Here is a 26,371-nt window from a genome sequence, read left to right on the forward strand (position 1 = left end):
TTATTCACTTCCTTTTTCTATTAACTAAGGCCACATTCAATTAAAATATCCTTATCAAAATTCTTCAAATTTACTTCAGGAAATTCAAAGGCGTCTAAAACATTTCTTATTCCTTCCCCTTCAACAGGAGTAATAGCATTTTTTCCTCCAAAAACTTTTGGTGCAACAAAGGCATATATCTTATTTACTTTTTTATTTTCTAAAAAAGTAAAATTTAAATTTCCTCCTCCTTCAATAAGAACTGAATCAATATTTTTTTCTTTTAAACACTCTAAAACCTGATTAATATTAATTTTTCCTTCATCTAAATTTACTTCTATTACCTCTATACCTATATCTTTTAATTTTTCATTTTTTATCTTATCTTTTTTATTTGTTGTAAAAATTAAGGTTTTTGACTCATTTTGATTTTTTAATATTTCTGAATCTAAAGGAATTCTTAATTTACTATCAAGTACTATCCTAAAATGCTTTCTTTCTAACTCTTTATTTTTATTAAGTCTACATCTTAAATCTGGATTATCCTTTAAAACAGTATTTATTCCAACCATTATTGAGCTATATTTATTTCTTAAGGAATGAACAAACTCTCTTGATTTTCTATTAGTTATCCATTTTGATTTAAATTCCTTAGTTGCTATTTTTCCATCTAAGGTCATTGCCCATTTAAGTGCAATAAAAGGTCTGTTTTCCTTAATATAAAAATTAAATATCTCATTTAATCTAATACATTCCTTTTCTAAAACTCCTACCTTAACCTCTATGCCTGACTCTCTTAAAATTTTAATACTCTTTCCTGATACTAAAGGATTTTGGTCTAAGGTTCCAACTACTACTCTCTTAAATTTATTTTTAATTATGGCTTCTATACATGGAGGAGTTTTACCATAGTGACAACAAGGTTCTAAGGTAACATATATTGTTGCTCCCTCAGTAGATTTAATAGAACTATTAATAGCATTAATTTCAGCATGATTTCCTCCAAAAAACTCATGATATCCTTGTCCTATTATTTCTCCACCCTTAACAATAACAGCTCCTACCAAAGGATTTGGATTTACATATCCCTCTCCTTTTCTAGCTAATTCCAAAGCTTTTTTCATAAAAAATTCATCCAAGTTATCCTCTCCTTCCAAATTCTTCTTTAGAAGTACCTAATAAAAAATAAAAGCTCTGAGTAAATTTAAACTCAGGGCTTTTATTAGTTATCCAAGTAATTGAAGTTATTTAAATAGAATCTTAAAATTTTAATTAATATATCTAAAAATATTAGGCTTAATAAAATTTAAAACTGGTTTAAATAAATCCTTTAAATATATTTCTATATTTCTAAAAATAAAAATTTTAACCAATTCAAAATAATTAATAACGATATAAATAGTATAAAAAGTAAAGCTCTGAACAAAAAATGTTCAGAGCTAAAGATTCTAAAGCACAACAATCCATTTAATATGCATATAAAACATAATAAAAAGATAACTTATTAGATATTCTTCTTTCATCCAGACTTTACTGTCGGCCTCGGAGTTTCACCGAATCATGCTAAACTAGCTCGCGGGCTTTACCGCCGGTAGGGAATTTCACCCTGCCCTGAAGAATTTTTATTAAATTATATCTATAAATTACCATTTAAACTTTTTCATGTCAATTCAGTATTAAGTTTATAAAATCTAATTCTCACTATATAATCATCACATATTCTTTATTTCCTCAATAATGCTACTTTTTATATTATCCATTGGAAAAAGTGTGCCTGGACATAAAGTATCCACAACTTCCCTGTGTGGAAGTATATCTTTTATTGGATATTTTAAGCTTAAATAAGTTCCTAGTTTAACAAGTGAATTTTTTTGTGCCTCTTTTAAACCCTCTTTTTCAAAGTTTCCTTCAATGCATATTCCTAAGGTATTATAATTTGCATTTTTTGCATGAGCTCCTATTACATTTTCATCTCTACCTTTATAAATTGTCCCATCCTCCCTTATATAAAAATGATATCCTATTCCACTCCATCCATTATCTAAATGAAACTTATGAATATCTTCTGGAGTTTCTGGTGAATCTGTTGCTGAATGATGAATAATTAATCTTTTAGGTGAATTCCCCTTTTTAAGCCCGCTTCCCCATTTATAATCAACTTCTTTTATATCTAATTCCTGCCTCATTTTTTCTAACTCTCTACTTGAAATATTCTTTTTATAAGCATCTCTATAACTCTCATCTTTATTCATTTTAGAAAAAACAAAGAAAATACTTCCACCAATAATCAATATAATACTAATTAAAAATATAAGTCTTCTTCTAAAAATCTTTTTTCTTCTCTTTGATAAATTAATATTCTTAATTTTAGTATGCTCCAACTCTGCTCTTCCCCCTTTTATTTTTTTAATATAGCACCCCAATATTTCAGTTCCTATTTTAAAATATTAAAAAACACCATAGTATTTAAAAACCTTATATGTAAATAATAAACAAAATCCTTTTTAATCTCTACCTTATTTTTAATAATTTACATTTTGTTGCCTCTATAATTTTTTATTTCATACTTAAAATATTTTAAATCCTAACCTTAAATTATTATGAATCTTACTATACACATAAAAATAAACTTTTATTTTAAATAAGCTTTTTTTTAAATTTTATAATTAATTTCTTATTTAACTAATATTATGTATAGATAAGTTTTTTTGGAGGAGGTATTTAATATTGAAAAGATCATATAGAGATATGGCCATAATAAGAAAAAGACTTTCGTTTATCCTAGCATTTATTATAATTATGTGTTTTATACTAAGCATTAGATTATCTTATGTAATGATAGTTAAAGGACCTGAATATGCAGAACTAGCTGTTGAACAATGGACAAACGAAGTTAAAATATCTGCAAGAAGAGGAAAAATACTAGATAGGGATCTAAACGAGCTTGCTGTTAGTTCTAATGTTTATAGAGTTGACTTCAACCTAAATGCAATTAGATCTTATACAAAGAAAACTGGAAAAACTAATGAAGAATTAGCTTTAGAAATTTCTAAGGTTCTTGAAATGGATAAGGATACAGTTTTAAAAAAATTAGAATTTAAACTTCCTTCTGGAGCTCCTGCTGGTGCTGCAATCCTTGCTAGAAGAATAGAAAAGGAGAAAGCTGATAAAGTTAAAGAATTAGAAATACCAGGAGTAATGGTTTCTCCAGATACTCAAAGATACTATCCTAATGATAATTTTCTTTCTCATGTACTAGGTACTACTAACTCTGACGGTGTTGGACTAAATGGTATTGAGCTAAAATATGATAGAGTTTTATCTGGAAGTCCTGGATTAAAAATAACTGAGATGGTTAAAGACGGTGCTGAATATCCTTATACTATTTCTAGATTTACAGCCCCTGTAGATGGCAAAGATGTAGTCTTAACAATTGATGAAAAATTACAATACTTTGCTGAACAAATCGCTGAAATAGGTTTAGTACATCATAATGCTGATGCAGCATCAGTAATAATAATGAATCCAAACAATGGTGAAATCTTAGCTATGTCTAACAAACCAGACTTTAATCCAAATAAACCTTATGATGGGGCTGAAAATTTTTCTGGAAATACTTCCTCAGATAGAATTCAAAAAATGTGGAGAAATAGATCTGTTTCAGACTCCTTCGAACCTGGTTCTATTTTTAAGATAATAACAGCTTCCGCCGCAGTCCAAGAAGGGGTAGCTGGTAAGGATGAAACCTATACCTGTAGTGGTGGTCTTCAAAAAGGTGATAGATTCATTAAATGCTGGAAAAGAGGTGGCCATGGCACTCAAACCTTTGAAGAAATAATACAAAATTCATGTAACGTTGGATTTATGAATTTAGGAGAAAAATTAGGTGCTGAAAAATTAAATGAATATATTAAAAAATTTGGTCTTGGAAAAAAATCCGGTGTAGATTTACCTGGTGAATCTCCTGGAATAGTTAAGAAAACAGAAAATATAACAGATATGGACTTAGCAACTATTTCTTTTGGTCAAACTAATACTGTTAACCCAATTCAATTCATGACTGCAGTTAATGCCGTTGCCAATGGTGGCACATTAATTCAACCCCATGTTGTTAAAGAAATAAGTTATATAGATGAAAATAATGATAGAGTTATAGATGAAACCTTTGTCCCTAAAAAAACAGAAAATTTAATAAGCAAAGAAACTGCTGATCAAATAAAATTAGCCCTAGAAAACGCAGTAAAAAATGGATCAGCAAAAGGAGCTTATAAAGAAGGATATGGAGTTGCTGGTAAAACAGGTACTGCCCAAAAAGTTAATCCTGAAACTGGTGGATATGGTGGAGGATATGTAGCTTCCTTTGTTGGTTTTGCTCCTTATGATAATCCACAAATATCTGTTATGGTATCTGTTGATAATCCTAAAAATGGAGAATATTATGGTGGTAGAGTTGCAGCACCTTTAGCTGGAATGCTACTCCAAAATATATTTAACTATATAGATTTAACAGAATTCCACTTAGATGAAAAACTTCCTGAAAAAGAAACTGTTATAATTCCTGAAGTTCGTGGATTACCTATAAATGATGCTACAAGTATGCTAAAAGAATTAAGTATATCTTACGAAATAGAAGGTGAAGGTGAATTTATAGTTGAAAGTAATCCTGCTCCTGGCTATCCAATATCTCCTGATACAAAAATAACTTTAATAGCTGGTGATAGTTCAAACTTAAATAGTGATGTTATAATTCCAGACTTTAAAAACTATTCTAAAGAATCTGCTGAAAAACTTCTTAATCAGTTAGGTCTTATAGGAGAATTTGTTGGTGAAGGACCATCTGTAACTAAGCAAAGTATTTCACCTGATGAAGTTGTAAATGGAAATTCAAAAATTACATTAACCTTAGGATATTAAAAAATTGTTAATGTAAAATGTATACATTCCTTATTTAAATAATTATTTAATGGTTAAAATTATTTAATTTCAAAATATAGGCTTAAATATTAAAATTATTTAATTCCATTTATTTGACATTAAATGCAAAAAGTTTTATAAATATTTTGTAAACATTATTAACTTTTTTTAAAAACTGTTTGATACTTAAGTGGCTTTCCTAAATTAGCCTTTACTACATCGAAACTTTTTCCTTTGCTATTTTAGGTGTTAAACATTATTCAGTCAATGAGAGTACATAAGTGCTCTCATTTTTTTATTTAAAATAATTAGTAATTCTAAAAGAGGCTTATATCAAAATAACTTTTAATAAAACTTGCAAACATTCTAAAGCTCATCTAACTACTCTTTTTATAATGTTTGCAAGTTTTATTATTATATTTTGATACAGCCTCATCACCATTTTAAAGCTATCTTCTTGCAAAATCTACAAACTTAAATTTATCTGGTCTATGTCTTGACTCTGTATATTGAAATAATTTTCTTCCTTCTAAATATGTATAACTTTTAACCACAGCTACCATATCATATCCTCTTAAATCTAAAAGTCTTTGATCTTCCTCAGTAGCAGTTTGTACTGTTATCTCTTTTTCAGCATAGGCTATTTTTAACCCTAATTCTCCCTCTATATATTTATATAAAGAATCCTTGCATATTTCTTCTGTAAGTCTTGGAACAAACTCTGCATTTAAATAGTCCTTATCTAAAATTATCTTTTCACCATCAATATTTCTAACTCTTACTACACTCCAAACATATTTATTAGGAGAAACCTCTAATTTTTTCATAAGGCTATCACTAGGACTTTTTAATGTTAATTCCTCTAATATAGTTTCGCACTCTTTTCCTAAGCTATTTTCAATCTCTTTAAAGCTCTTTATACCTGACACAGGAAAATCAAATTTATTCATATCAAGTACAAAGGATCCCTTACCTTTAGATTTTTCAATATACCCATTTTGCTCTAATAAATTTAAGGATTTTCTTACAGTATCCCTAGATACATTATATTCATCCATAAGTTGTGATTCTGAAGGCAATTTAGTATTTGCTTCAAAAATTCCACTATCTATTTTTCCAACAATATCATTATATATTTTTAAATACTTACTAGACATATTTTAAACTCTCCCCAACCTATAATTATAACTTTTACTACTTTTAAAACTTTGTATAATAAATAACTCAATATTTATTATTACCTATAAATATTAAAATTCAATTATATTTTAACATAATAGTAAGTTTTAAGTGAATTTCAAAAAAATAAAGGAGTTGCATCTTATTTAAAATACAACCCCTTCTTAATTTGTAATATATAATTGATGCGCAAAGTATATCTTTTATACTATTGAAATCTCAAATTTTTCAATTATTATATATTACTTTTCTAATTTATAAACTATTGATTCATATGGTCTTAACTTTAAACTTAATAAATCTAATGTACTATCCTTATAATTAGATATTAAAATACTCTTATTGTAATTTTCTAGCCCTTCAATTTCCTTTGATAAATCTACTAAGCACTCTTCTCCATAGAAGTTATTTATAACAAGTAACTTTTCACCATTATAATTTCTTTCATAAGCATAAACTTTAGGATGATCTTCTAAAAACTGAATGTAATCTCCATAGGCTATTACATCTTCATTCTTTCTTAATTCAATAAGTTTCTTATAATGATAAAATACAGAATCCTTATTTTCTAAAGCTCTTTCAACATTTATTTCTCTATAATTATTAGCAATATTTATCCAAGGAGTTCCTGTAGTAAACCCAGCATTTTTTTCTTCATTCCATTGAACAGGAGTTCTTGAGTTATCTCTTGATTTGCTCTTAAGGATTTCCATTATTTCTTTTTCATCAATTCCCTCTTCTTTTAAAATATTGAAATAGTTTATTGATTCTACATCTCTATATTCTTCAATACTTTCAAAACCTGGATTTGTCATTCCAATTTCTTCTCCTTGATATACATAAGGAGTTCCACTCATCATATGAATTGAAGTCGCTAGCATTTTTGAAGATTCATTAAAGTATTTCTTTACATCTCCAAATCTTGAATTAACTCTTGGTTGATCGTGGTTACACCAAAAAACAGCATTCCAGCCTCCTCCATTAATCATTCCTCTTTGCCAATTATTAAAAAGTTTTTTTAATTCAATAAAATCAAAATCCATTAAAGACCATTTTTGACCATCTTTATAATCAACCTTTAAATGATGAAAATTAAATACCATTGATAATTCTTTTTCCTTAGGATTAGAATATTTTATACAGTTTTCTATAGTTGTTGATGACATTTCACCAACAGTTACTATTTCTACATCTTTACCAAAAGTTCTTTCATTAAGTTCTTTTAAATACTCATGTATTCTATGCCCATCAGTATAAAATCTTCTTCCATCTCCTTCATAATCATTTTCAAATTTTTCTGGCTTAGAAATAAGGTTTATAACATCTAATCTAAATCCTTTAACCCCTTTATCTATCCAGAAATTCACCACTTTATAGATTTCTTCTCTTAATTCTTTATTATCCCAGTTTAAATCAGCCTGTGAAACATCAAATAAATGTAGGTAATACTCTCCTAGCTCCTCAACATACTCCCAAGCATTCCCTCCAAACTTTGAAATCCAATTTGTTGGTGGTTCTCCTTTTTTTCCTTCTTTAAAAATGTAATAATTTTTATATTTTTCTTCGCCCTTTAAAGCTCTTTTAAACCATTCATGCTCTGTAGAAGTATGATTAAAAACCATATCAAGCATAATATCTATATTTCTGCCTTTAGCTTCTTTAACCAATTCTTCAAAATCTTCCATAGTTCCATATCTAGGATCAATTTTATAATAATCTGCTATATCATATCCATTATCTTTTTGAGGAGATACATAAAATGGAGTCATCCAAATATAATCTACTCCTAAATTTTTAAGATAATCTAATTTTTCAATTACTCCTCTTAAATCTCCAAGACCATCTCCATTTGAATCCTTAAATGATTTTGGATATATCTGATAAACAACACTTTTCTTAAAATCTTTCATAATTCACACCTCACACAACTTGTACGTATAAGTTATTTTAAATATATTCTAATTCACTCTTTCTGTCAACACTTGTTAAATTTTAAATATAATTTCTAATTATATTTAAATCCGTAATTTAATAGATCTTACCTAGTATTTCATGTGTTATTTCACCTAAAATCTATATAAGCAAAAGGTGGAGTTACCCCCACCTTTTTATATTATTTTGAAGCCATATTAGCTAATTTTGTCTTTGAGAACACTATTGTTAAGATGAATGGTACAACTATTGCTATTCCCATTGCAACTAAATACATTAACATACTAGATGATTGCATTGATAAGATTGCTGGTAATCCACCAACTCCTACTGAGTTTGCCATACATCCCATTGCCATTGAGAACATACCAGAAACTCCTGCTCCAATCATAGAAGCTATGAATGGATATAGATATTTTAAGTTAACCCCAAACATTGCAGGTTCAGTTACCCCTAAATATCCTGAAATACATGCTGGTATTGATATTTGTTTTTCATCTTCATCTTTTCTATTTACATATATCATAGCTAAAACTGCTGATGCTTGAGCTATATTTGATAATGCAATTATTGGCCATAAGAATGTTCCACCTATATCACTTATAAGTTGTAAATCAACTGGTAATAAAGTATGATGTAATCCTGTTATAACTAATGGTGCATAAATCATTCCAAAAATTCCTGCAAATAACCATCCAAATGATGATGTTAAGCCTGCCACTATAGCTCCTGATATTACGCTACCTATTTTCCAACCTATAGGTCCTAAAACAGTGTGTGCTAATAATACTGTTGGAATTACTGAGAAAAATGGTACTATTATCATTTGTATAGGACCTGGTGTAATCTTCTTAAATAATCTTTCTAAGTAAACAAAAGTGAATCCAACCATGATTGCTGGTAAAACTTGTGCTTGATATCCTATCATTGGAACTTGAGCAAATCCAAAGTCCCAAACTGGAGCAGCGGCTCCATTACCTGCACTATATGCATTTAATAATTGTGGAGATACTAAAGTTATACCAATAACTATTCCTAGCATTTGATCTGCTCCCATTTTCTTAGCAATTGACCAAACAACTCCTACAGGTAAGAAGTGGAATATTGCCTCTCCTATTAACCATAAGAAACTATGTGTTCCTGCCCAGAATTGAGAAATTTCAACTAAACTCTTAGTTCCATCTTCAAATAATTTCATATCTCCGATTACATTACGGAATCCTAATATAAGACCTCCAACTATGATAGCTGGTATTAACGGAGCAAATATTTCTGCTAAGCCTGCAACTGCTCTCTGAACTATATTCATATTCTTCTTAGCAGCCTTCTTGACTTCTTCCTTACTTTCTCCAGATACTCCAGTCTGTCCAACAAAATCATTATAAAAAGTTGCAACTTCTGGTCCAATTATTACTTGAAACTGTCCTGCTTGTGTAAAAGTTCCTTTTACACAAGGAATAGCTTTTATTTTTTCAACATCTGCTTTGCTTGTATCATTTAAAACGAATCTCATTCTTGTAGCACAGTGAGTAACTGCAGCTACGTTTTCTTTTCCGCCTATGTACTCTGTTAGTAACTTTGCATCTTTTTCAAACTTACTCATCTTTTTCCCTCCATAACTTGTACGTATATCTTATGGCTTTATACTAACATATACGTATATGTTGTGTCAACCTTTTCATTAATCCTTTTCAAAAGTTTTTTATTTACTATTTTTATCATTAAATAATAAAATATTTAACTTATAGTTAGTAGTTTAAAAATAATTAATATACAAGTTACTAAAATATTTATAAGATGAAATTAAACTTTAAAATTTAAAACTATCAGAAATAAAAAAGAAGCCAATGAAAATTACTATAAACTCTCATTTAACTTCTCTTTATAAAACTATTTTAGGTTAATATATTTTTTATTTTAAACTTAATAAATTAATATTATAAACCTTGTTTATTCTAAATTTATTTCCTTAGAATATAATATAGTTTCTCTAGGATCATGAAAATAATCTTTTCCATTTTCATCTACAAATGGTTTATAAATTTCAACTTTTATTTTTTTAATATCTTCACCTTCCTTAGCAATAGTTGATAAGTATTCTCCATAACTAGATAATTCTTCTCCACTGCTTGTTCTTAATATATTCCCTTTTTCATCATAAACTCTTACCCAGTAATTATTCTTTTCTCTGTCATAGCCAGTAGTAACTAATTTTAATTTAATTGGAGTTGCTATTACTTCTTTAATACCAACACCCTCCTTATTCATATCATTAACTTCTATACACTTAGATAAAGATTTATCAACTTTTACTGGCACTTTAAAGTTCCAAGTTCCTTCTAATACATTATCTTTATCTCTCTCACTATTCCATCCTTCTTCAACTATTGAATTGAAATTTATTATAAATTCAAATTCATCTGGAATCCTCATGTTTAAGCTTGTTAAATTGTACTCTTCTACTCCAACAAAAGTATGATCATCTATGAATCTTCCTTCTAATCCTGAAACTCCACTATTATCTAACTCACTATCTGTAAAACTTACTTTAGCTTCAGCTCCGTAATCTAATTGCATTTGTTCAATTTTTTCTGCTTGTTCTTTAGTTATGTCATAATCTTTCACAGGATCATATTTATATTTTATATATTTAAAAGGTTCTTTACTTTCAATTACATAGCTTACATATAAATTCTGTCCATCACAAAGAATCTCTGACAAAGTTATTCCTACCCCATTATTAGAGACAGTCTGATTAACTTCTGTTGCATATTTTGAGTAATCCCCTTTATTCCATATTTCCTTTTGTATTCTTTCAAAAGCATTCTTGATTACTGGAACCCCATAAGCCAAGGTGGTTGTACCAACACCAATTCCAGTAATTATTGCAAGTCCTGCTGCAATATTTTTAAATACTTTCTTATACCCTTTACCTTTTATTTTATTTTTCTTTTTATCCTCATGAGCCATATTTATTGCCTCATCTATAATATCATCTAAATTATTTGGTAAATTTATCTTATCTAAGTCTTTTTTATTCATTTAAATAGCCCTCCTTTAAAACCTCACCTAAAGCTTGTTTTGCTCTTCTTAAATAAGTTTTAACTGTGTTTTCTGGAATTTCCATAACCTTTGAGATATCTTTTATTTTCATATCATTAAAGTACATCATGATTATTACTGTTTTATAATTATCATTTAATAAATCTATTGCATTATATAAATCTAACTTTTCCTCTGTAGATATTTCACATTTTTCTTTTCTTATCGGTGTACTTTCATCCAACATTTCATTTTTTCCTTTTTTCTTTAGAAAATCAATTGATACATTTATTAAAATTCTTGTAATCCATGTGTTAAAAAACTTTGCTTTTTTTAATTTTTCAATATTTAAAAAGGCTCTATATACGGTTTCATGTATAACTTCAAGAGCATCCTGCTCATCTTTAACATATAGAAACGCCATTTTGTATAAGTATTCTTTATTCTTTTTTATAAGGATTCCAAAGGATTCTTTATTTCCTTTCATTGATTCTTTTATTAATCTAATTTCATTTAATTCATTTTTTCTATCTATATCTAGATATGATATACTCATAGTTTTTTCCATCTTTCCCCTCCTAGCAAAAACTTTAACATCGATGTCTACATACATTAGTCTTTTTAAGTAGCTAGAAAGTTTCAAATTTTTTATTTTTTCTTTAAGTTAGGTTTCATTTAAAAACTTTCTAAAATAATATTCTTTAAACACTCCTTCACTAAAAACTATACTAATTATAAATTAAGCAATAAAAAAAGCATATTAAGACTTATATAAATCCTAATATGCTTCTTATAATCTTTATTTAACATATAATAAATACTCACTATTGTTCTATTAAACCTTCTCTAATTAAGAAAGCTTTAGCAACCTCTTCTGGTGATTTACCTAATACATCTACTTCATAGTTTAAGTCAATCATTTTTTCTTCATTAATCTTACCACTTAAAGAGTTTAAAATCTCCTTTAATTGTGGATATTTTTCTAAAGTTTTATTGTTAACTATAGGTACTGCACTATAATTTACAAAGAATTTCTTATCATCTTCTAAAGTTTTTAAATCAAACTTTTTAAGAAGTCCATCTGTTGAGAAAGCATCTATAGCCTGTGATTCCCCATTTGATAATGCTGAGTATCTAAGACTTCCATCTAAAGATTTAACATTTTTGAAATCCATGCCATAGTAATTCTTTAATCCAACTAAACCATCTTGTCTATTTTGGAACTCAATAGTTGGAGATAATACAAATTCATTACTGTACTTTGATAAATCTGATATGGTATTTATCTTATACTTATCAGCTAATTCTTTTGATATAGCTATATTATAAGTATTATTAAAACCTAGGGGTTCCATTACTGTTAACCCATGTTCCTTGTTCATATTTTCTTTTATGCTATTATAATAATCTACACTATTATCAATATTATTTTCTTTCATAACATTAACAAGTAATGTTCCAGTATAATCAACATACATGTCAACATCACCTTTTTCAAGTGCTCCAAAGGCAACTGATGTTCCTCCTAGATTTAACTTTTTTTCAACTTGTAAATCTGTTTTAGCCTGAACTAAATCTGCATAAATATTTCCTAAAATAAGTTGCTCAGTAAAGTTTTTTGATCCAATAACCACTTTATCTTTTCTACTTGATATAAATGATGAAATTCCCATAAATAAAATAGCTATTATCATTATTACACTTATTATTTTAAGAACAAAAGTATTTTTCTTTTTGTTATCATTACTTAATCCCTTTGGTGTAACAGCTACCTCTATTTTTCCAAAAATAAAGTCAACTATTAAGGCTAAAATACAAGCTGGTATAGCTCCTGCTAAAATCATATTATTATTTACTGTTTGAACTCCTGAGAATACTAAGTATCCAAGTCCACCGGCACCAATAAAGGCTGCTAAAGTCATAAGCCCTACGGCTGTAACTGCTGATATTCTTATACCAGACATTATTATTGGCAATGCTAATGGTAATTGTATCTTAAATAAACTTTGGTTCTTAGTAAGTCCAATTCCCTTAGCAGATTCTAATACTACTGGGTCTATTCCAGAGATTCCTGTGTAAGTATTTTTAACTATTGGAAGCAATGAATATACTACAACCATAAAGATTGCAGGTGTACTTCCTATTCCTAATATGGGAATAAGCAATCCTAGTAAGGCCATAGAAGGCACAGCTTGTACTAAGTTTACAAAGCCTATTATAGGCTTTCTTAAAAACTTAACCCTTGAAACAAGAATTCCTAAAGGAACTCCTATTAATATAGCTATTCCTATAGCCGTAATTGTTAAATATATATGTTGAACTAATAAATCTAATATTTGAGTTTTCTGTGAAATTACATATTGTAATAAATTATTCAAATATATTCACCTCCATGTCTAAGAATTGGTCGCTTAATATTGAAAGTAAACTACTTCTTGTTATAAGCCCTACCAATTTTTCTTCTGAATTAACAACAGGTATAAATCCTACTGAGTTTTCATTCATTACAGTTAAAATATCAACTAAACTATCATCTTCATTAACTCTTAGTGGATTTTCACTCATAATTTCTGAAAGTGCTCTTGATTTTTCATTTGTAATTTTTATATCTTTAAAAGTAACAATACCTTTAAGTACATTTTCTTTATCAATAATTAATAAACTATCAACCTTATTACTTCTCATTATCTCGATTCCTTGTAATATGGTTCTAGCACCTTTAACAGATACAGGATTTTTTATCATTATATCCTTTGCTTTTATGAAGTCAGGATTATTCCAAACCCTATCTGATCCTATAAAATCTCTAACAAAATCATTTGCTGGATTTCTAAGTATATTTTCTGGAGTATCATATTGAGCTATTTTTCCTCCATTCATTATGCATATTTTATCTGCTATCTTTAAAGCTTCGTCCATATCATGAGTAACAAAAATAATTGTTTTTTTAAGCTCCTCTTGAATATTAAAAAGCTCTTCCTGAAGTGAAGTACGAGTTATTGGATCTAAAGCACTAAAGGGCTCATCCATTAAAATTATCTCAGCATCTGTAGCAAAGGCTCTTGCAAAACCTACTCTCTGTTGCTGTCCTCCACTAAGCTCTGATGGATACTTATTTAAATAAATTTCAGGATCCAATCCAACCATATTTAAAAGGTCTAAAGTCGTCTGCTCTATTTTTTCAACATCTTTGCCTTTCTTTAGTCTTGGAATAAGCTCTATATTTTCCTTTATTGTTAAATGTGGAAACAATCCATTATTCTGAATTACGTATCCAATATTTCTTCTTAATTCAATAGGGTTTTCCTTGGCTAAAGATTTCCCATTTATAAATATTTCACCAGAAGTAGGTGTTATTAACTTATTTATAAGTTTTAAAGTAGTTGTTTTACCGCATCCACTAGAACCTATTAAAACAACTAGACTTCCTTTATCAATAGTTAAAGAAATATTATCTAGTATCTTTCTGTCTCCTATTTGTTTAGATACATTTTTTATTTCTATCATAAAAATCCCCCTTTTCTTCTGACAACTTTTATTATTTTAAAAAGTTGTTAGTTTATTGTAACACGATTTTAAGTTAAATTCAAATTTTAATTTGTTTAACCTAAAATTTATTTCATATAATTTATTAAATACTAAATACTATGTTAGTCTCTATTAATGGCTATATTACTGTCTTCATAAGCTTTTAAAATAGTATTTAAAAAATAAAAAAACACCATTATATAAAACAGTGCTCTACATAATAAAATCTATTTATTTTTTGCCTCATTTAAAATATTCTTTACATCTGTACTAGTTCTTCTTTTATTCTTTTTACTTTTACTAAATTCATTACAAATATTATATATTAACAAATTTTCATCCTCCTTTTAATTTACATTTTAAATAAACTCTCCCTATATAGAGAATTCAACTTTCACTTAAATTATAGACATAATTTAATATTTATATATCAAAATTTTTATTTTTTTCCTTTAATTCACAGGTTTAATTGTAAGTATTAAAAATCATCTAGTTTCTCTTTTGAGTTAACAACTAGTATGAATATATTCTATTTTTTCAACAAAAATTAAACTAATCAAATATCATTCTAAATCAACTTTAATTAGCTATAATATATGAAAATACATATTATTAATTTTTCACGCAGTACCTTTTTATAAATCTTAAATAAATAGTCCTATAATGTAAAACTATACTGAATTAATAACATACTTTTAAATTTTTTACTGGATTTATTAAGAATATTTTAGGTGTTATGTTTTTATACCATTTATCATGTTTTTAGAAATTTTAAAACATTAGTATAAAATAATTTTGTACCTATTGAAGTGAAAATCCTCTTTACGAAGTGAATTACAATTTACCGTTATTGTAATTTAAATATTTTATCTCTCTTCTATACCTTTTTAAACCTGAGAATAAACTCTAAACTTTATTTTATTATAAAAATAATTTATTTCTATATTCTAGTTTCAGCATTTAAACCCACAAGCTGAGAGTTAAGTATAACATATAAAAGTAAAAAATGCAAACATTCGTTCCCTTTTTAATTTATAATACTTGTGTAAAAGATATTTTTTCTCATATTTAAAGTAAAAGAATTTATCAAAGATCATGAATAAAGCTTACAATTAATATGTTATGTACAGGTAAGTTTTATTAATAAATCATTTTGATAAATTCTCTTAAAAATATTTATGAACCTAAAAATCAATCTTTAAATATAACCAAATTTAATTTTCATATAAAATTTTCTTAACCAAATAAAATACTTTTATTTTAACCTTTATTACTAAAATGTATGTCTTTTATTACATTATCTATTTTTTCAACAGCCTTATCTTCAGCCTTAAATTTTTCTTCTATGCTAAAACCTGTTCCATCCACTAATAATTGATGGAATTTTTTTATTCCTAAGAATTTCATTATATCTTCAACATAATTTAAGCCTTTATTAAATATCCCTTTAGTAAGCCAAGGAATTTCTCCCCCTGAAGATTGTATATACACCATTTCTCTTTGTTTATCATCTAACAAGCCCTTAACCTCTTCTGGTGTTACTTTAATTGTTATTTTGTTTTGGACAACACAATCTATATATTCTTTTAATGGTGCTGGAAAAGATAGTGTCCATAAAGGGGCTGCTATTACGTATAAATCTGCATTTTTAAATTGCTCACTTAACTCTATTATTCTTTTTACTTCTTCCTTTGTCTTTGCATCTATACTAGCAGTCTCACAATCCACCACAGAACTTCTTCCTGAAAAATGCTTATGCTCTAATCTAGGAATAAAGTCTTTGTATAAGTCCACTTCCTCTATTTCAAACTCTGGATTTAGTTCCACAAATCTACTTATGAAAGCTCTTCCAATAGTCTTACTTGATGAAAGCTTCTCTGGCTTTGAGTTTACTGTAATATAAAGTAACTTTTTCATATACTCACCTCATTTAATTTTTCTAAATTAACTTCTTTTTCTTATCTTGTGATTTTTTTAGTTTTTTATTAATAATTATCTAATTTTAAATAAGTTTTTATTTTTTAGCCAAAATAAGTTTATATTATTAAAAATACTTACCCTAAATCTTAAATTTCATTGATAATACTTATCACTTTATTATTGACAAAAGAAAAATCAAAGAGTATATTTGAATCACAACCACCCCCTAGGGGAGGTAAAAATTTAAAAGGAGGAAAACTGTTATTCCTTTCTTTATAACAAGGGAATATGTCAGCTATAATTTTTATGATAAATAAATCAATTAAAATAAAAGGTATGAGTTGTGCCGCTTGTGCTGCTAGAATCGAAAAAGTTCTAGGTAAAATGGATGGCATATCAAAAGCTAATGTTAATTTGGCAACTGAAAAATTAAATTTAGAGTTTGATGAAAATAAAATATCCTTCAAAGAAATAGAAGAAAAAATAAATAAGCTAGGTTTCTCAGTAGTTAGAAACTTAAAGAAAGAATCTTTCAAAGTTTCTGGAATGAGTTGTGCTTCCTGCGCATCTAGAATTGAGAAAGTTTTAAATAAATTATCTGGAATATATAATGCTACTGTTAACTTTGCTAATGAAAGCCTTCAAGTTGAATATGATGAAGATGAAATTTCCTTAAAAGAAATTAAAGAAAAAGTAAAGAAACTAGGCTTTGAACTAAAAGGAAATAATAAGTCTACTTCCTTTAAGGTAGAAGGAATGACTTGTTCAGCCTGTGCAGCTAGAATTGAAAAGGTAACAAGTAAAATGGATGGTGTTGAAAGTTCTAATGTTAACTTCGCAAATTCTACTCTTAATATTTCTTTCGATAAAGATAAAGTTTCTGCTAATGATATAAAAGCAAAGGTAGAAAAATTAGGATATAAACTTTTAGATGCATCTCAAGAAGATGAACATGAAAAAGCAAAAGAGAATGAAACTAAAAGAATGAAAAATAGACTTATTGGCTCAGCAATATTCACAATTCCATTATTCATAATATCAATGGGACATATGGTTGGCCTTCATTTACCTAATATAATAGATCCGATGCATAATCCCTTAAACTTTGCACTTATTCAATTACTTCTTACAACTGTGGTTATATTCATATGTAGAGATTTCTTTATACATGGTTTTAAGAATTTATTTATGAGAAGTCCTAATATGGATTCCTTAATAGCTATAGGAGCTGGTGCTGCATATGTTTATGGATTATTTGCAATATACCACATTTATATGGACGATAGTAACTATGCTATGCAGTTATATTTTGAATCTGCTGGAACAATACTTACATTAATAAGTTTAGGTAAATACTTAGAAACTTTAACTAAAGGTAAAACTTCTGATGCAATAAAAAAACTTATGGGATTAGCCCCTAAAACAGCCACTCTACTTGTAGATGGAAAAGAAAAAATTGTATCTATTGATGAAGTTAAAGTTTTTGATTTAGTACTTGTTAAGCCAGGTGAGAAATTGCCTGTAGACGGTAAAGTTGTAGAAGGATATACATCAATTGATGAAAGTATGCTAACTGGAGAAAGTATTCCTGCTGAAAAAAAAGTAGGAGATACAGTCTTTGGAGCTAGTATAAATAAAAATGGAAGAATAATTTATGAAGCTACAAAGGTTGGTAAGGATACTGTAATCTCTCAAATAGTTAAATTAGTAGAAGATGCCCAAGGATCAAAAGCTCCAATTGCCAAATTAGCTGATACTATTTCAGGTTATTTTGTACCTATAGTAATATCTTTAGCAGTAATTGCAAGTTTAGCTTGGTATTTCTCTGGTGAAAGTAAAACTTTTGCACTTACAATCTTTATATCTGTATTAGTAATTGCTTGTCCATGCGCTTTAGGTTTAGCTACCCCAACAGCTATTATGGTTGGTACAGGTAAGGGAGCTGAAAATGGAATACTTATTAAAAGTGGTGAAGCTTTAGAAAGCACACAAAACTTAAATACTGTTGTCTTCGACAAAACAGGAACTATAACTGAAGGAAAACCTAGGGTTACAGATATTATTTGTGAAAATATTTCAAAAGATGAACTCCTTTTATTAGCAGCCTCAGCAGAAAAAGGTTCAGAACATCCTCTTGGAGAAGCTATTGTTAGAGATGCTGAAGAAAAAAATATCAAACTAAAAAATGTTTTAGATTTTGAAGCAATACCTGGTAAGGGAATTAAGTGCTCTATTGAAAATAAATCAATTTTATTAGGTAACTATAAACTTATGAAAGATAAAAATATAAATCTTAAAAATTTATTAGAGACTTCTGAAGAACTAGCTTCAAAGGGAAAAACTCCTATGTTTATTGCTATTAATGAAAAAATAGCTGGTATAATCGCCGTTGCTGATACTGTTAAAGAAACAAGTAAAAAAGCTATAGAAACCCTACAAAAAATGGGACTTGAAGTAGTAATGTTAACAGGAGATAATTTAAAAACAGCTAAGGCTATTGCAAAAGAAGTAGGTGTAGATAGAGTTATCGCTGAGGTTCTTCCTCAAGAAAAGGCTGAAAAAATTAAAACCATTCAAGATGAAGGCAAAAAAGTCGCTATGGTTGGTGATGGAATAAATGATGCTCCTGCTTTAGCTATTTCTGACATTGGAATGGCTATAGGTTCAGGTACTGATATAGCTATGGAGTCTGCTGATATAGTTCTAATGAAAGGTGATATATTACATGTTGTTGGTGCTATTCAATTAAGCAGGCAAACAATGAAAAATATAAAGGAAAACTTATTCTGGGCCTTTGGATACAATACTTTAGGTATTCCAGTAGCAATGGGAGTTCTTCATATATTTGGAGGCCCATTACTTAATCCAATGATAGGTGCCTTTGCCATGAGCTTTAGTTCAGTATCAGTATTATTAAATGCCTTAAGACTAAAAAAATTCAAACCAAACTATAAATAAGCTTTTAATTTAAATATATTATATTTAAATTAAAATTATAAACCTTTAAAATCCTTAATCACAAAATAAAAAACAGAGTCTAATGGACTCTGTTTTTTATTTTAAATTAATATTATTTATTAACTTGTTCTGCTTCAACAAGTACTAATGGAACTGATTTATCTTTTAAGAAGTCAAATATTTCAACGAACTTATTTCCATCATGGTTAAATCTATTATCCATAGCATCTTTATCTACTTCTAAAGTAACTTTTAAATCTGCAGCACTTGTAACTTTATCAGAATCTTCAGCTTCAGTATAAAGTGAGTCTAACTCAAATTCAAAAGTTTCATTTTCATTGATCTTCATTGGTAATTCAAGCTCACCTAATTCAAATTTTAAATTAAATAAATCATCAAAAAGAACAGCTTGGTCACCAATTGTAGTAACAACTTTTCTAGCTACCTCTGGATTTAATTTAACTGATACTTTTTGCTTTAATGTACCTGAATTAGCTATTACAAATTCTCTTTGGAAACTATCTCCTGGTCTAACATTTTTAAAATGTTTAGTTGATTTTTTATTTATTATTTCTGATGTTTCATCAACAATATTCCATCCATCAGAAATCTCTTTTACATCAACATCTAAAGTACCCATTGTTAATTTAATTCCTGAATCAACTTCTGCTTTATCTGAGAACCAAGCATATGATCCAACTGCTCCTACCATTAATGTTCCGGCTAATAACATACCTAATAATTTTTTCTTCATAAAATTTCTCCCCCAAACATTTCAAATTTTTTATATATACAAAATGTATGATTACTTTAATAATCTACATAAATATTTATATTCGTTTACATTACATAATATTACTTATTTTTTACTTATTTACATTTATTTTTAAATTTATTCATTACCTAGCAGTTCTTATAGTCTTACTTTCTTTAGCTGAAAGTTCTCCATTTGAATATTTAGCTGCCACTTTAAAATTGTAAATAGTATGTCTATTTAATTTTGAAACCACAAACTCTGTAGATTCAGCTGGAACTTCTGATAATTTCTTTCCATCTTTATATATTACATATCCCTCTAACCCCTCAGTTGTTATTGGAGCATTCCATGTTAATTTAACATTTTTCTTATTTATTTCTGGAATTTCAAAATTTTGTACTGGATTTACTACTATCTCTCCTGAAGCTTCTTCATTAATTTTAACTTCCTTACTTGAAAGTTCTAAGTCATGAGTATTTCCATCTCCAGCTCCTACTAAAGCTGTTGTTAATCCTAAAACTTCTAATTCAGAAGAAATCTTTGGAGTTAAGTTAACTTTTACTAGATCTGAATCTTTTTCTATTTCATTCCCTAAAGAAGCTACTAATATTCTAACTTTTCCTGGTTCAACTTCTTTACTCTTTACAAATAAAGAATCATTAAATGAAGTAATTTCATTTAATATAAATGCTTCTGCATTATACTCAAATAAATATTCTGCTGAATACACTTCTGTATCTCCATTTAATCCTTCAATTCCTAATATAGCTTCAAATGCTGAGCCAACTTGAACTTCATCATTAACCTTTATGGTTGAATTTCCAACAGTTGTTTTTAATTCACCAATCTGTACATTAATTCCTGTATTATCTAATCCATTGAAAGTTGAAACTTTATTATAAACAGTATTAAGTTCTAAAGTATTATTTTCTTTAAGCTTTATTTCATAATTTCCTTGATTAATTCCTTCTGGTATAGTTCCTTTAAATATAGCTGAGCTCTTCCCTTCATAATTAACCATATTTAGTGGTACATCTACTCCACCTATATCTAAAGTTATCTTTCTATCTCCTATGATACTAACTAATTGATTAAAGTTTACTTTTATTGAAACTTCCTCTCCAGAATTGTAAGCTAAATCTTCATCTAAAACTTCAATTGATTGAACTGAAGCTGATGGTGAATCTTCAGAAGCATTAAACTTAAGGTAATTTAAATCAAATTCAGTATATACCATTCTGCCTGCCCCTTCACCCTCATAAAATAATCCTAGGTTTCCATCTGGTAACTCTGTTAAACAAGAATAAGCAAATGAACCTGGCTTAACTGTCTTATTATAAATCCAATCAAATTCATATCTTGGTTCTCCATTGTCATAAGTTCCATTCTCATTTATTAAGCCAACCTTAACACTTCCATTTACTCTACTACTTGCGTCTGGGTTTGAGAATATAATTGCATCTTTACCATTTATTTTTCCACTATAATTTATAACACTTAATTGACAATAAGGCTCTCTTAAAGAAGTATCTTCTGGAACTTCATCATGCCATGTTGCTCCTCCATCAAAACTAGTTGCAATTCTTGTATATGAACCAGTATTTCTCATAAATAATTTTAGTTGTCCATTTGGCATTTCAACTACTTGGCACTCTGTCAACTGTGTTCCTGAAGAAACTGTTTCAGAGCTTACAGAAGCTGTATCTATTGGAGATTCTCCCAACTTCCAAGTTTCACCAAAGTCATCACTATAAATTACAGCACTTGATTGGAAATTATTTTGATTAGTATAGTATATTGGGAATATTAATCTATCTTTATGCTCTCCATTTTTTATTTGAATTCCCTTTCCTGGTGCAGTTCCAAAGAATTTCATCCATTCTTTCTTAAGCCCTGGATTTAAATCCTCTGGTTCACTCCATGTCTTACCATCATCATCACTATAAATCATTTCAATATGAGCAGTTCCAACTGCCTTAAGTGGAGAATTGCTTAGTAAGGCATTTCCAACTTCTTCTCCATTTTGAATAAGGGTTTTATCATTTTTCATTACATAATCAGTTTGATTTCCTTCTGAATTGTAAACAATTCCATCTTCTCTAACTGTATATTCATTATTTTGAGCATCTTTTAATATAAAATAATATTTTCCATCAATTTCTCTATATCCACTTCCACCCTCTGTATTAGGGAATCCATAACCTTCTGGGAAATGAGTTACTATAAGAAATATTCTCTCTTTTTCAATTCCATTCTCTTCTATGGTAGCTGACATAAGAGAAGTATCTATAGCTGCTGATTTACCTGGATAATCTAATATTACTTTTCCTTCTTCCCATTCTCCATTTACTTCTTTTCTTCTTATACCTACATCTATGTTATTATTAGGAGCATCATGATCTCCGTTATTTCTAACATCTATAGAAGCTAAAACCGTTCCTTTTTTAGTTGTTTCTAAAGCAGGAATTCTATATCCTCTTGATTCTAAATATCCAGGATAGAATAATTCTACTGGTTGTGTTTTATAAACATCATCTGGCAATAAACTATCTTCTAATGGTGCTTTAGTTTCTCCTGTTTTTCTTAACAAATAATTATCACTTACTGGTTTATCATAAATATTCATAAAATCTATATTTCCTCTAAATAAATACTCATTATACCCATTTGCTCTATCAGTTTTACCAATAAATCCACTATTAAGATTTATTGCATTTAAAAATTTAATATTTGGATCTGATACCGTTTTAACCAGAGAACCATTTAAAAATATCTTAGCTCCTATTCCCTTTTCTATTTTTAAAGCTAAAGTATTTATTCCTCTATTGAAAGTAACATCTGCACTGTGATGTACATTAAAATCTCCATTTCCTTCTTGTCTTCTAAGCTCATATCCTACTTTTCCTCCACTTACATAAAGTGAAAAATAGTTATTTGCTTTATTTCCATCACTTAAACCAATTAAACTTTGAATTGAGGTATCATTCATATTAAATCTAGTTACTATAGTTCCTTCATCTAGTGAGGAGAATTTTTCTAAATCACCTGTTATATTTAATCTTTCTTCCTCCTTAGTTATTTTTAAGTTTCCATAGTTGGCAATTTCATCAACTTCGCCTTTGATTTCATAAACATTTAACTCTGCTATTGAAGCAAATCCACCAACACCTTGAATTGCAGTTATTTTTATCTCTTCTGCATCAATAGAAGAATCAAAAGTTACAGTTTTAACTAAATTATTTTCTTCCCAGGTACCCTCTGCAACTAAAGCTTCCACTCCATTATTAATAGCATGAATTTCATACTTAGTTATAAATCCATTGTTTCCACTTGTTCTTGGTGTAATAGCTATAGAACTAACTTTTCTAGAACTTCCTAAGTTTACTGATAAACTCTGTGGAAGTGCATCACTCCCATTCCATTTTGTATGCCACATAGTATTTATATTCCCATCAATAGCATTTGAAGCTGGATCTTGGCCCTCTTCTGAAGTTGCACTAGCTGTCATTTCTGATTGTGGAATAGCAGTTTCAATAATAGCTTGTCTATCTTCTATAATAACTGCCTTATGATTTACATTAGGATTAGCTTTTACTAAATATCCTCCCATATTAGAAATAACTAAACTTGCAACAAGCGTAGCTATAATTTTTTTACTTTTCATTAGCTCTCCCCCCTTAAAATAAAATGACCTTATATTATGTATACGTTTAAATAAACTTTAATATTACTAAAATTGTATGAAATACACTTTATACTACCCAAATTTTATATTTATCTACTAATTAATAATAACTTTCCCTAGAAATAAGTTATAATTAAGTTAAGAACCATATAATAAATACTAATGAAATAAATTAGGAGGGGTAATTATTGAAAGAACTTTTTGTAGGTTATTTGATTGTAATAAATTTAGTGGCAATAATTCTAATGTATATAGATAAACAAAAAGCTAAAAAACATCAATGGAGAATAAGTGAAGATACCTTAATAGGCGTTTCTATAATAGGAGGAGGAATTGGAACATTATGGGGAATGCATGTCTTTCGTCATAAAACAAAACATGCAAAATTTACTATAGGTATTCCTTTAATAATAGCAATTCAAGCACTTTTAATTCTTTACTTTATTAGATAAATACGCAAAAAGAACTGTATCAAATTAACCTTTTAAAAATTTCTAAGACTATTTTTGAAAGAGTTACTAAATACTCTCTCTCATTAATTTAAGAAATTTTTTATTAGCTTTTGATACAGTTCTATTTTTTATATTTAAATCTCTAAAAATTCTAAATTAAATTTAACTTAAAGTATATTTTGCATAAATTGCAATTAACTTTAAAAATCTCTAAATATACCCTTAACTGAATTGATTAAGAACTAGTTTTAATTTTAACTAGTTCTTAAATACATATTCTAAATTTATCTAAGGCTAATCTATCTTTAAAATCATTCTATTTGTTATTTGCTACTAATAACATCTCTCTTAAAACTTTACAAGCTACAGCCGTTGATGCTCCTGTTTGGTCATACTGTGGTGATAATTCATTAATATCAAATCCCACAATATTTAACCCCTTAAGTTTTAATATTGAATTTAAAAGTTCATTAAACTGAATTCCACCTGGTTCTGGTGTTCCTGTACCTGGGAATACAGATGGGTCTAAAACATCTAAGTCTATTGTTACATAAACAGGTTTATCTTTAACCTTTTCTAAGGCATAATCTAAAGTATCACAATTAAACTTATTTGTATAAACGTGATCCTTTGCCCATAAAAATTCTTCTTTTTCACCAGAACGTATTCCAAATTGGAATATTTTATTATCTCCTACTAAATCCCAAACTCTATGTATAACAGTAGCATGAGATAGTTTTTGACCTAAATAATCTTCTCTTAAATCTGCATGAGCATCAAAGTGAATTACATGAACATCAGGATATTTTTTAAATACTCCTTTAAATGCCCCTAAAGTTACTAAATGCTCTCCACCTATCATAGCTGGTATTTTCCCATCTTCAACAACCTTAGTTGAAAAATCCTCTATTAAAGCTAATGCTCCCTCTGAATTTCCGAAAGGAAGCTCTATTTCTCCTCCATCAAAAATATTAAAATCATAAAGATCTAAGTCTTGATATGGACTATAACTTTCTAATCCCCAAGATTCTCCTCTCATTACTTGACTTGCAAACCTAGTACCTGGTCTAAAAGAAGTTGTTGAATCAAAAGGAGCTCCAAATACAACTATGCTTGATTCATCATATTCAGCTTCACACCCTATAAAAGTGCTTACATTTCTATTCATCAACATTCTCTAGCATCTCCTTAACATAATTAGGTAATGCAAAACATCCTTTATGCAAATCAGTATTATAATATTTAGTTTTTAATCCTAAATCATTCCACTTTTCTATATCAGCATTTAGTGGATCATATTTTTTTGATGCAAAACCAAATAGCCAATGTCCTGATGGATAAGTTGGTATATGAGCTTGATAAACTCTACATACTGGGAAACATTCTTTTATTCTCTTATGAGCTCTCTTCATTCCCCTTGCATACTCTTCATAGTATGGACTTTCATGTTGATTTACAAGTATTCCATCTTCTTTTAAGGCCTTAAAGCAATTTCCATAAAATTCTCTTGTGAATAAACCTTCTCCAGGTCCAAATGGATCTGTTGAATCAACTATTATTAAGTCATATTTATTTTCAACTGAACGTACAAATTTTAATCCATCTTCAAAGAATAAACTTACTCTAGGATCATCTAATTTATTAGCTGTTTGAGGTAAATATTCTCTACAAACATCAACAACTAACTTATCAATTTCAACCATGTCTATTTTTTCTATAGTTTCATATCTTGTAAGTTCTCTTACAGTTCCACCATCTCCAGCTCCTATAACTAGTACATTTTTAATATTAGGATTTGTAGCCATTGGAACATGAACTATCATGTCATGATAAATAAATTCATCCTTTTCTGTTACCATCATAAGTCCATCTAATGTGAAGAAAGTTCCAAACTCTTGAGATTTAAAAACATCTATTCTTTGGAAATCGCTCTTTCCACTATAAAGTTGTTCATCTACTTTGATTGAAAAACGTACATTGTCTGTATGTTCTTCTGTGTACCATAATTCCATAATTAAAATTCCT

The 26,371-nt window shown here is 28.3% G+C and carries 17 protein-coding genes and 1 riboswitch; of the genes, 3 read left to right on the plus strand and 14 right to left on the minus strand.

From position 1 onward, the window contains the following. Nucleotides 1–20 precede the first annotated feature (20 nt). Both ribD and I6G60_RS13665 read right to left on the minus strand, forming a co-directional pair. The gene (gene ribD, locus I6G60_RS13660) at nt 21–1,118 is read right to left on the minus strand and encodes a bifunctional diaminohydroxyphosphoribosylaminopyrimidine deaminase/5-amino-6-(5-phosphoribosylamino)uracil reductase RibD (RefSeq protein ID WP_003471179.1); all 1,098 of its coding nucleotides are present in this window, start codon (nt 1,116–1,118) and stop codon (nt 21–23) included. Nucleotides 1,119–1,486: 368 nt separating this feature from the next. Then, a riboswitch (FMN riboswitch) is annotated at nt 1,487–1,602 on the minus strand. Nucleotides 1,603–1,691: 89 nt separating this feature from the next. Next, a complete protein-coding gene (locus I6G60_RS13665) occupies nt 1,692–2,360 on the minus strand; it encodes a peptidoglycan recognition protein family protein (RefSeq protein ID WP_003471344.1) in 669 nt (222 codons plus the stop codon). 346 nt (nt 2,361–2,706) lie between these two features. Between I6G60_RS13665 and I6G60_RS13670 the strand changes: the two genes are divergently transcribed. Continuing rightward, entirely contained in the window at nt 2,707–4,893 is a 2,187-nt protein-coding gene (locus I6G60_RS13670; RefSeq protein WP_003471431.1) for a stage V sporulation protein D, read from the plus strand. Nucleotides 4,894–5,342: 449 nt separating this feature from the next. Here I6G60_RS13670 and treR read toward each other — a convergent pair whose 3' ends face one another. The 8 genes from treR to I6G60_RS13710 all read right to left on the minus strand — a co-directional run bounded on the left by treR (nt 5,343) and on the right by I6G60_RS13710 (nt 16,491). Then, the gene (gene treR / locus I6G60_RS13675) at nt 5,343–6,050 is read right to left on the minus strand and encodes a trehalose operon repressor (protein ID WP_003471465.1); all 708 of its coding nucleotides are present in this window, start codon (nt 6,048–6,050) and stop codon (nt 5,343–5,345) included. 264 nt (nt 6,051–6,314) lie between these two features. Then, nucleotides 6,315–7,982: an alpha,alpha-phosphotrehalase gene (gene treC, locus I6G60_RS13680; protein WP_003471188.1), complete on the minus strand. Its 1,668-nt coding sequence runs from the start codon at nt 7,980–7,982 to the stop codon at nt 6,315–6,317. A 203-nt stretch (nt 7,983–8,185) separates the two neighbouring features. Next, nucleotides 8,186–9,607 carry a PTS system trehalose-specific EIIBC component gene (gene treP / locus I6G60_RS13685; protein ID WP_003471351.1) on the minus strand — a complete coding sequence of 474 codons (1,422 nt, stop codon included), beginning with the start codon at nt 9,605–9,607 and terminating at the stop codon, nt 8,186–8,188. 347 nt (nt 9,608–9,954) lie between these two features. Continuing rightward, entirely contained in the window at nt 9,955–11,046 is a 1,092-nt protein-coding gene (locus I6G60_RS13690; protein ID WP_003471460.1) for a DUF4179 domain-containing protein, read from the minus strand. Next, a complete protein-coding gene (locus tag I6G60_RS13695; RefSeq protein ID WP_111744055.1) occupies nt 11,039–11,614 on the minus strand; it encodes a sigma-70 family RNA polymerase sigma factor in 576 nt (191 codons plus the stop codon). Before I6G60_RS13695 ends, I6G60_RS13690 begins: the two co-directional genes overlap by 8 nt. A 256-nt stretch (nt 11,615–11,870) precedes the next feature. Next, complete coding sequence (locus I6G60_RS13700; RefSeq protein ID WP_111744054.1) at nt 11,871–13,424, minus strand: ABC transporter permease/substrate-binding protein; 1,554 nt, start codon at nt 13,422–13,424, stop codon at nt 11,871–11,873. Then, on the minus strand, nt 13,417–14,553 hold the full coding sequence (locus tag I6G60_RS13705; RefSeq protein WP_111744053.1) for a betaine/proline/choline family ABC transporter ATP-binding protein: 1,137 nt from the start codon (nt 14,551–14,553) through the stop codon (nt 13,417–13,419). The genes I6G60_RS13700 and I6G60_RS13705 overlap by 8 nt, the downstream gene beginning before the upstream one ends. Nucleotides 14,554–15,834: 1,281 nt before the next feature. Further along, nucleotides 15,835–16,491, minus strand: a complete 657-nt coding sequence (locus I6G60_RS13710) for an FMN-dependent NADH-azoreductase (protein WP_003455358.1) — start codon at nt 16,489–16,491, stop codon at nt 15,835–15,837. A 309-nt stretch (nt 16,492–16,800) separates the two neighbouring features. On the opposite strand from I6G60_RS13710, the gene I6G60_RS13715 reads away from it, so the two are divergent. Further along, the gene (locus tag I6G60_RS13715) at nt 16,801–19,452 is read left to right on the plus strand and encodes a heavy metal translocating P-type ATPase (protein WP_332831006.1); all 2,652 of its coding nucleotides are present in this window, start codon (nt 16,801–16,803) and stop codon (nt 19,450–19,452) included. Nucleotides 19,453–19,564: 112 nt separating this feature from the next. Here I6G60_RS13715 and I6G60_RS13720 read toward each other — a convergent pair whose 3' ends face one another. Beyond that, nucleotides 19,565–20,206, minus strand: coding sequence for a TasA family protein (locus tag I6G60_RS13720; RefSeq protein ID WP_011009887.1), 642 nt, complete (start codon nt 20,204–20,206; stop codon nt 19,565–19,567). Nucleotides 20,207–20,351: 145 nt separating this feature from the next. After that, nucleotides 20,352–23,873, minus strand: coding sequence for an exo-alpha-sialidase NanJ (nanJ, locus tag I6G60_RS13725; RefSeq protein WP_197925427.1), 3,522 nt, complete (start codon nt 23,871–23,873; stop codon nt 20,352–20,354). 209 nt (nt 23,874–24,082) lie between these two features. Between nanJ and I6G60_RS13730 the strand changes: the two genes are divergently transcribed. Further along, complete coding sequence (locus I6G60_RS13730; protein ID WP_087326606.1) at nt 24,083–24,346, plus strand: DUF1294 domain-containing protein; 264 nt, start codon at nt 24,083–24,085, stop codon at nt 24,344–24,346. Between the two features lie 316 nt (nt 24,347–24,662). Here I6G60_RS13730 and speB read toward each other — a convergent pair whose 3' ends face one another. Beyond that, nucleotides 24,663–25,520: an agmatinase gene (gene speB, locus I6G60_RS13735; RefSeq protein ID WP_057230776.1), complete on the minus strand. Its 858-nt coding sequence runs from the start codon at nt 25,518–25,520 to the stop codon at nt 24,663–24,665. Beyond that, complete coding sequence (speE, locus tag I6G60_RS13740; protein ID WP_049039298.1) at nt 25,507–26,358, minus strand: polyamine aminopropyltransferase; 852 nt, start codon at nt 26,356–26,358, stop codon at nt 25,507–25,509. The genes speB and speE overlap by 14 nt, the downstream gene beginning before the upstream one ends. Nucleotides 26,359–26,371: the final 13 nt, after the last annotated feature.

Origin of the sequence: Clostridium perfringens (assembly GCF_016027375.1) — a bacterium.
Lineage (GTDB): Bacteria > Bacillota > Clostridia > Clostridiales > Clostridiaceae > Sarcina > Sarcina perfringens.

What these genes read in the sequence shown, in the direction of transcription:
- speE (WP_049039298.1), bottom strand. Translation starts at nt 26,358, where the DNA reads ATGGAATTATGGTACACAGAAGAACATACAGACAATGTACGTTTTTCA.
- I6G60_RS13695 (WP_111744055.1), bottom strand. Translation starts at nt 11,614, where the DNA reads ATGGAAAAAACTATGAGTATATCATATCTAGATATAGATAGAAAAAAT.
- I6G60_RS13705 (WP_111744053.1), bottom strand. Translation starts at nt 14,553, where the DNA reads ATGATAGAAATAAAAAATGTATCTAAACAAATAGGAGACAGAAAGATA.
- speB (WP_057230776.1), bottom strand. Translation starts at nt 25,520, where the DNA reads ATGTTGATGAATAGAAATGTAAGCACTTTTATAGGGTGTGAAGCTGAA.
- I6G60_RS13715 (WP_332831006.1), top strand. Translation starts at nt 16,801, where the DNA reads ATGATAAATAAATCAATTAAAATAAAAGGTATGAGTTGTGCCGCTTGT.
- I6G60_RS13710 (WP_003455358.1), bottom strand. Translation starts at nt 16,491, where the DNA reads ATGAAAAAGTTACTTTATATTACAGTAAACTCAAAGCCAGAGAAGCTT.
- I6G60_RS13690 (WP_003471460.1), bottom strand. Translation starts at nt 11,046, where the DNA reads ATGAATAAAAAAGACTTAGATAAGATAAATTTACCAAATAATTTAGAT.
- treR (WP_003471465.1), bottom strand. Translation starts at nt 6,050, where the DNA reads ATGTCTAGTAAGTATTTAAAAATATATAATGATATTGTTGGAAAAATA.
- treP (WP_003471351.1), bottom strand. Translation starts at nt 9,607, where the DNA reads ATGAGTAAGTTTGAAAAAGATGCAAAGTTACTAACAGAGTACATAGGC.
- treC (WP_003471188.1), bottom strand. Translation starts at nt 7,982, where the DNA reads ATGAAAGATTTTAAGAAAAGTGTTGTTTATCAGATATATCCAAAATCA.
- I6G60_RS13720 (WP_011009887.1), bottom strand. Translation starts at nt 20,206, where the DNA reads ATGAAGAAAAAATTATTAGGTATGTTATTAGCCGGAACATTAATGGTA.
- nanJ (WP_197925427.1), bottom strand. Translation starts at nt 23,873, where the DNA reads ATGAAAAGTAAAAAAATTATAGCTACGCTTGTTGCAAGTTTAGTTATT.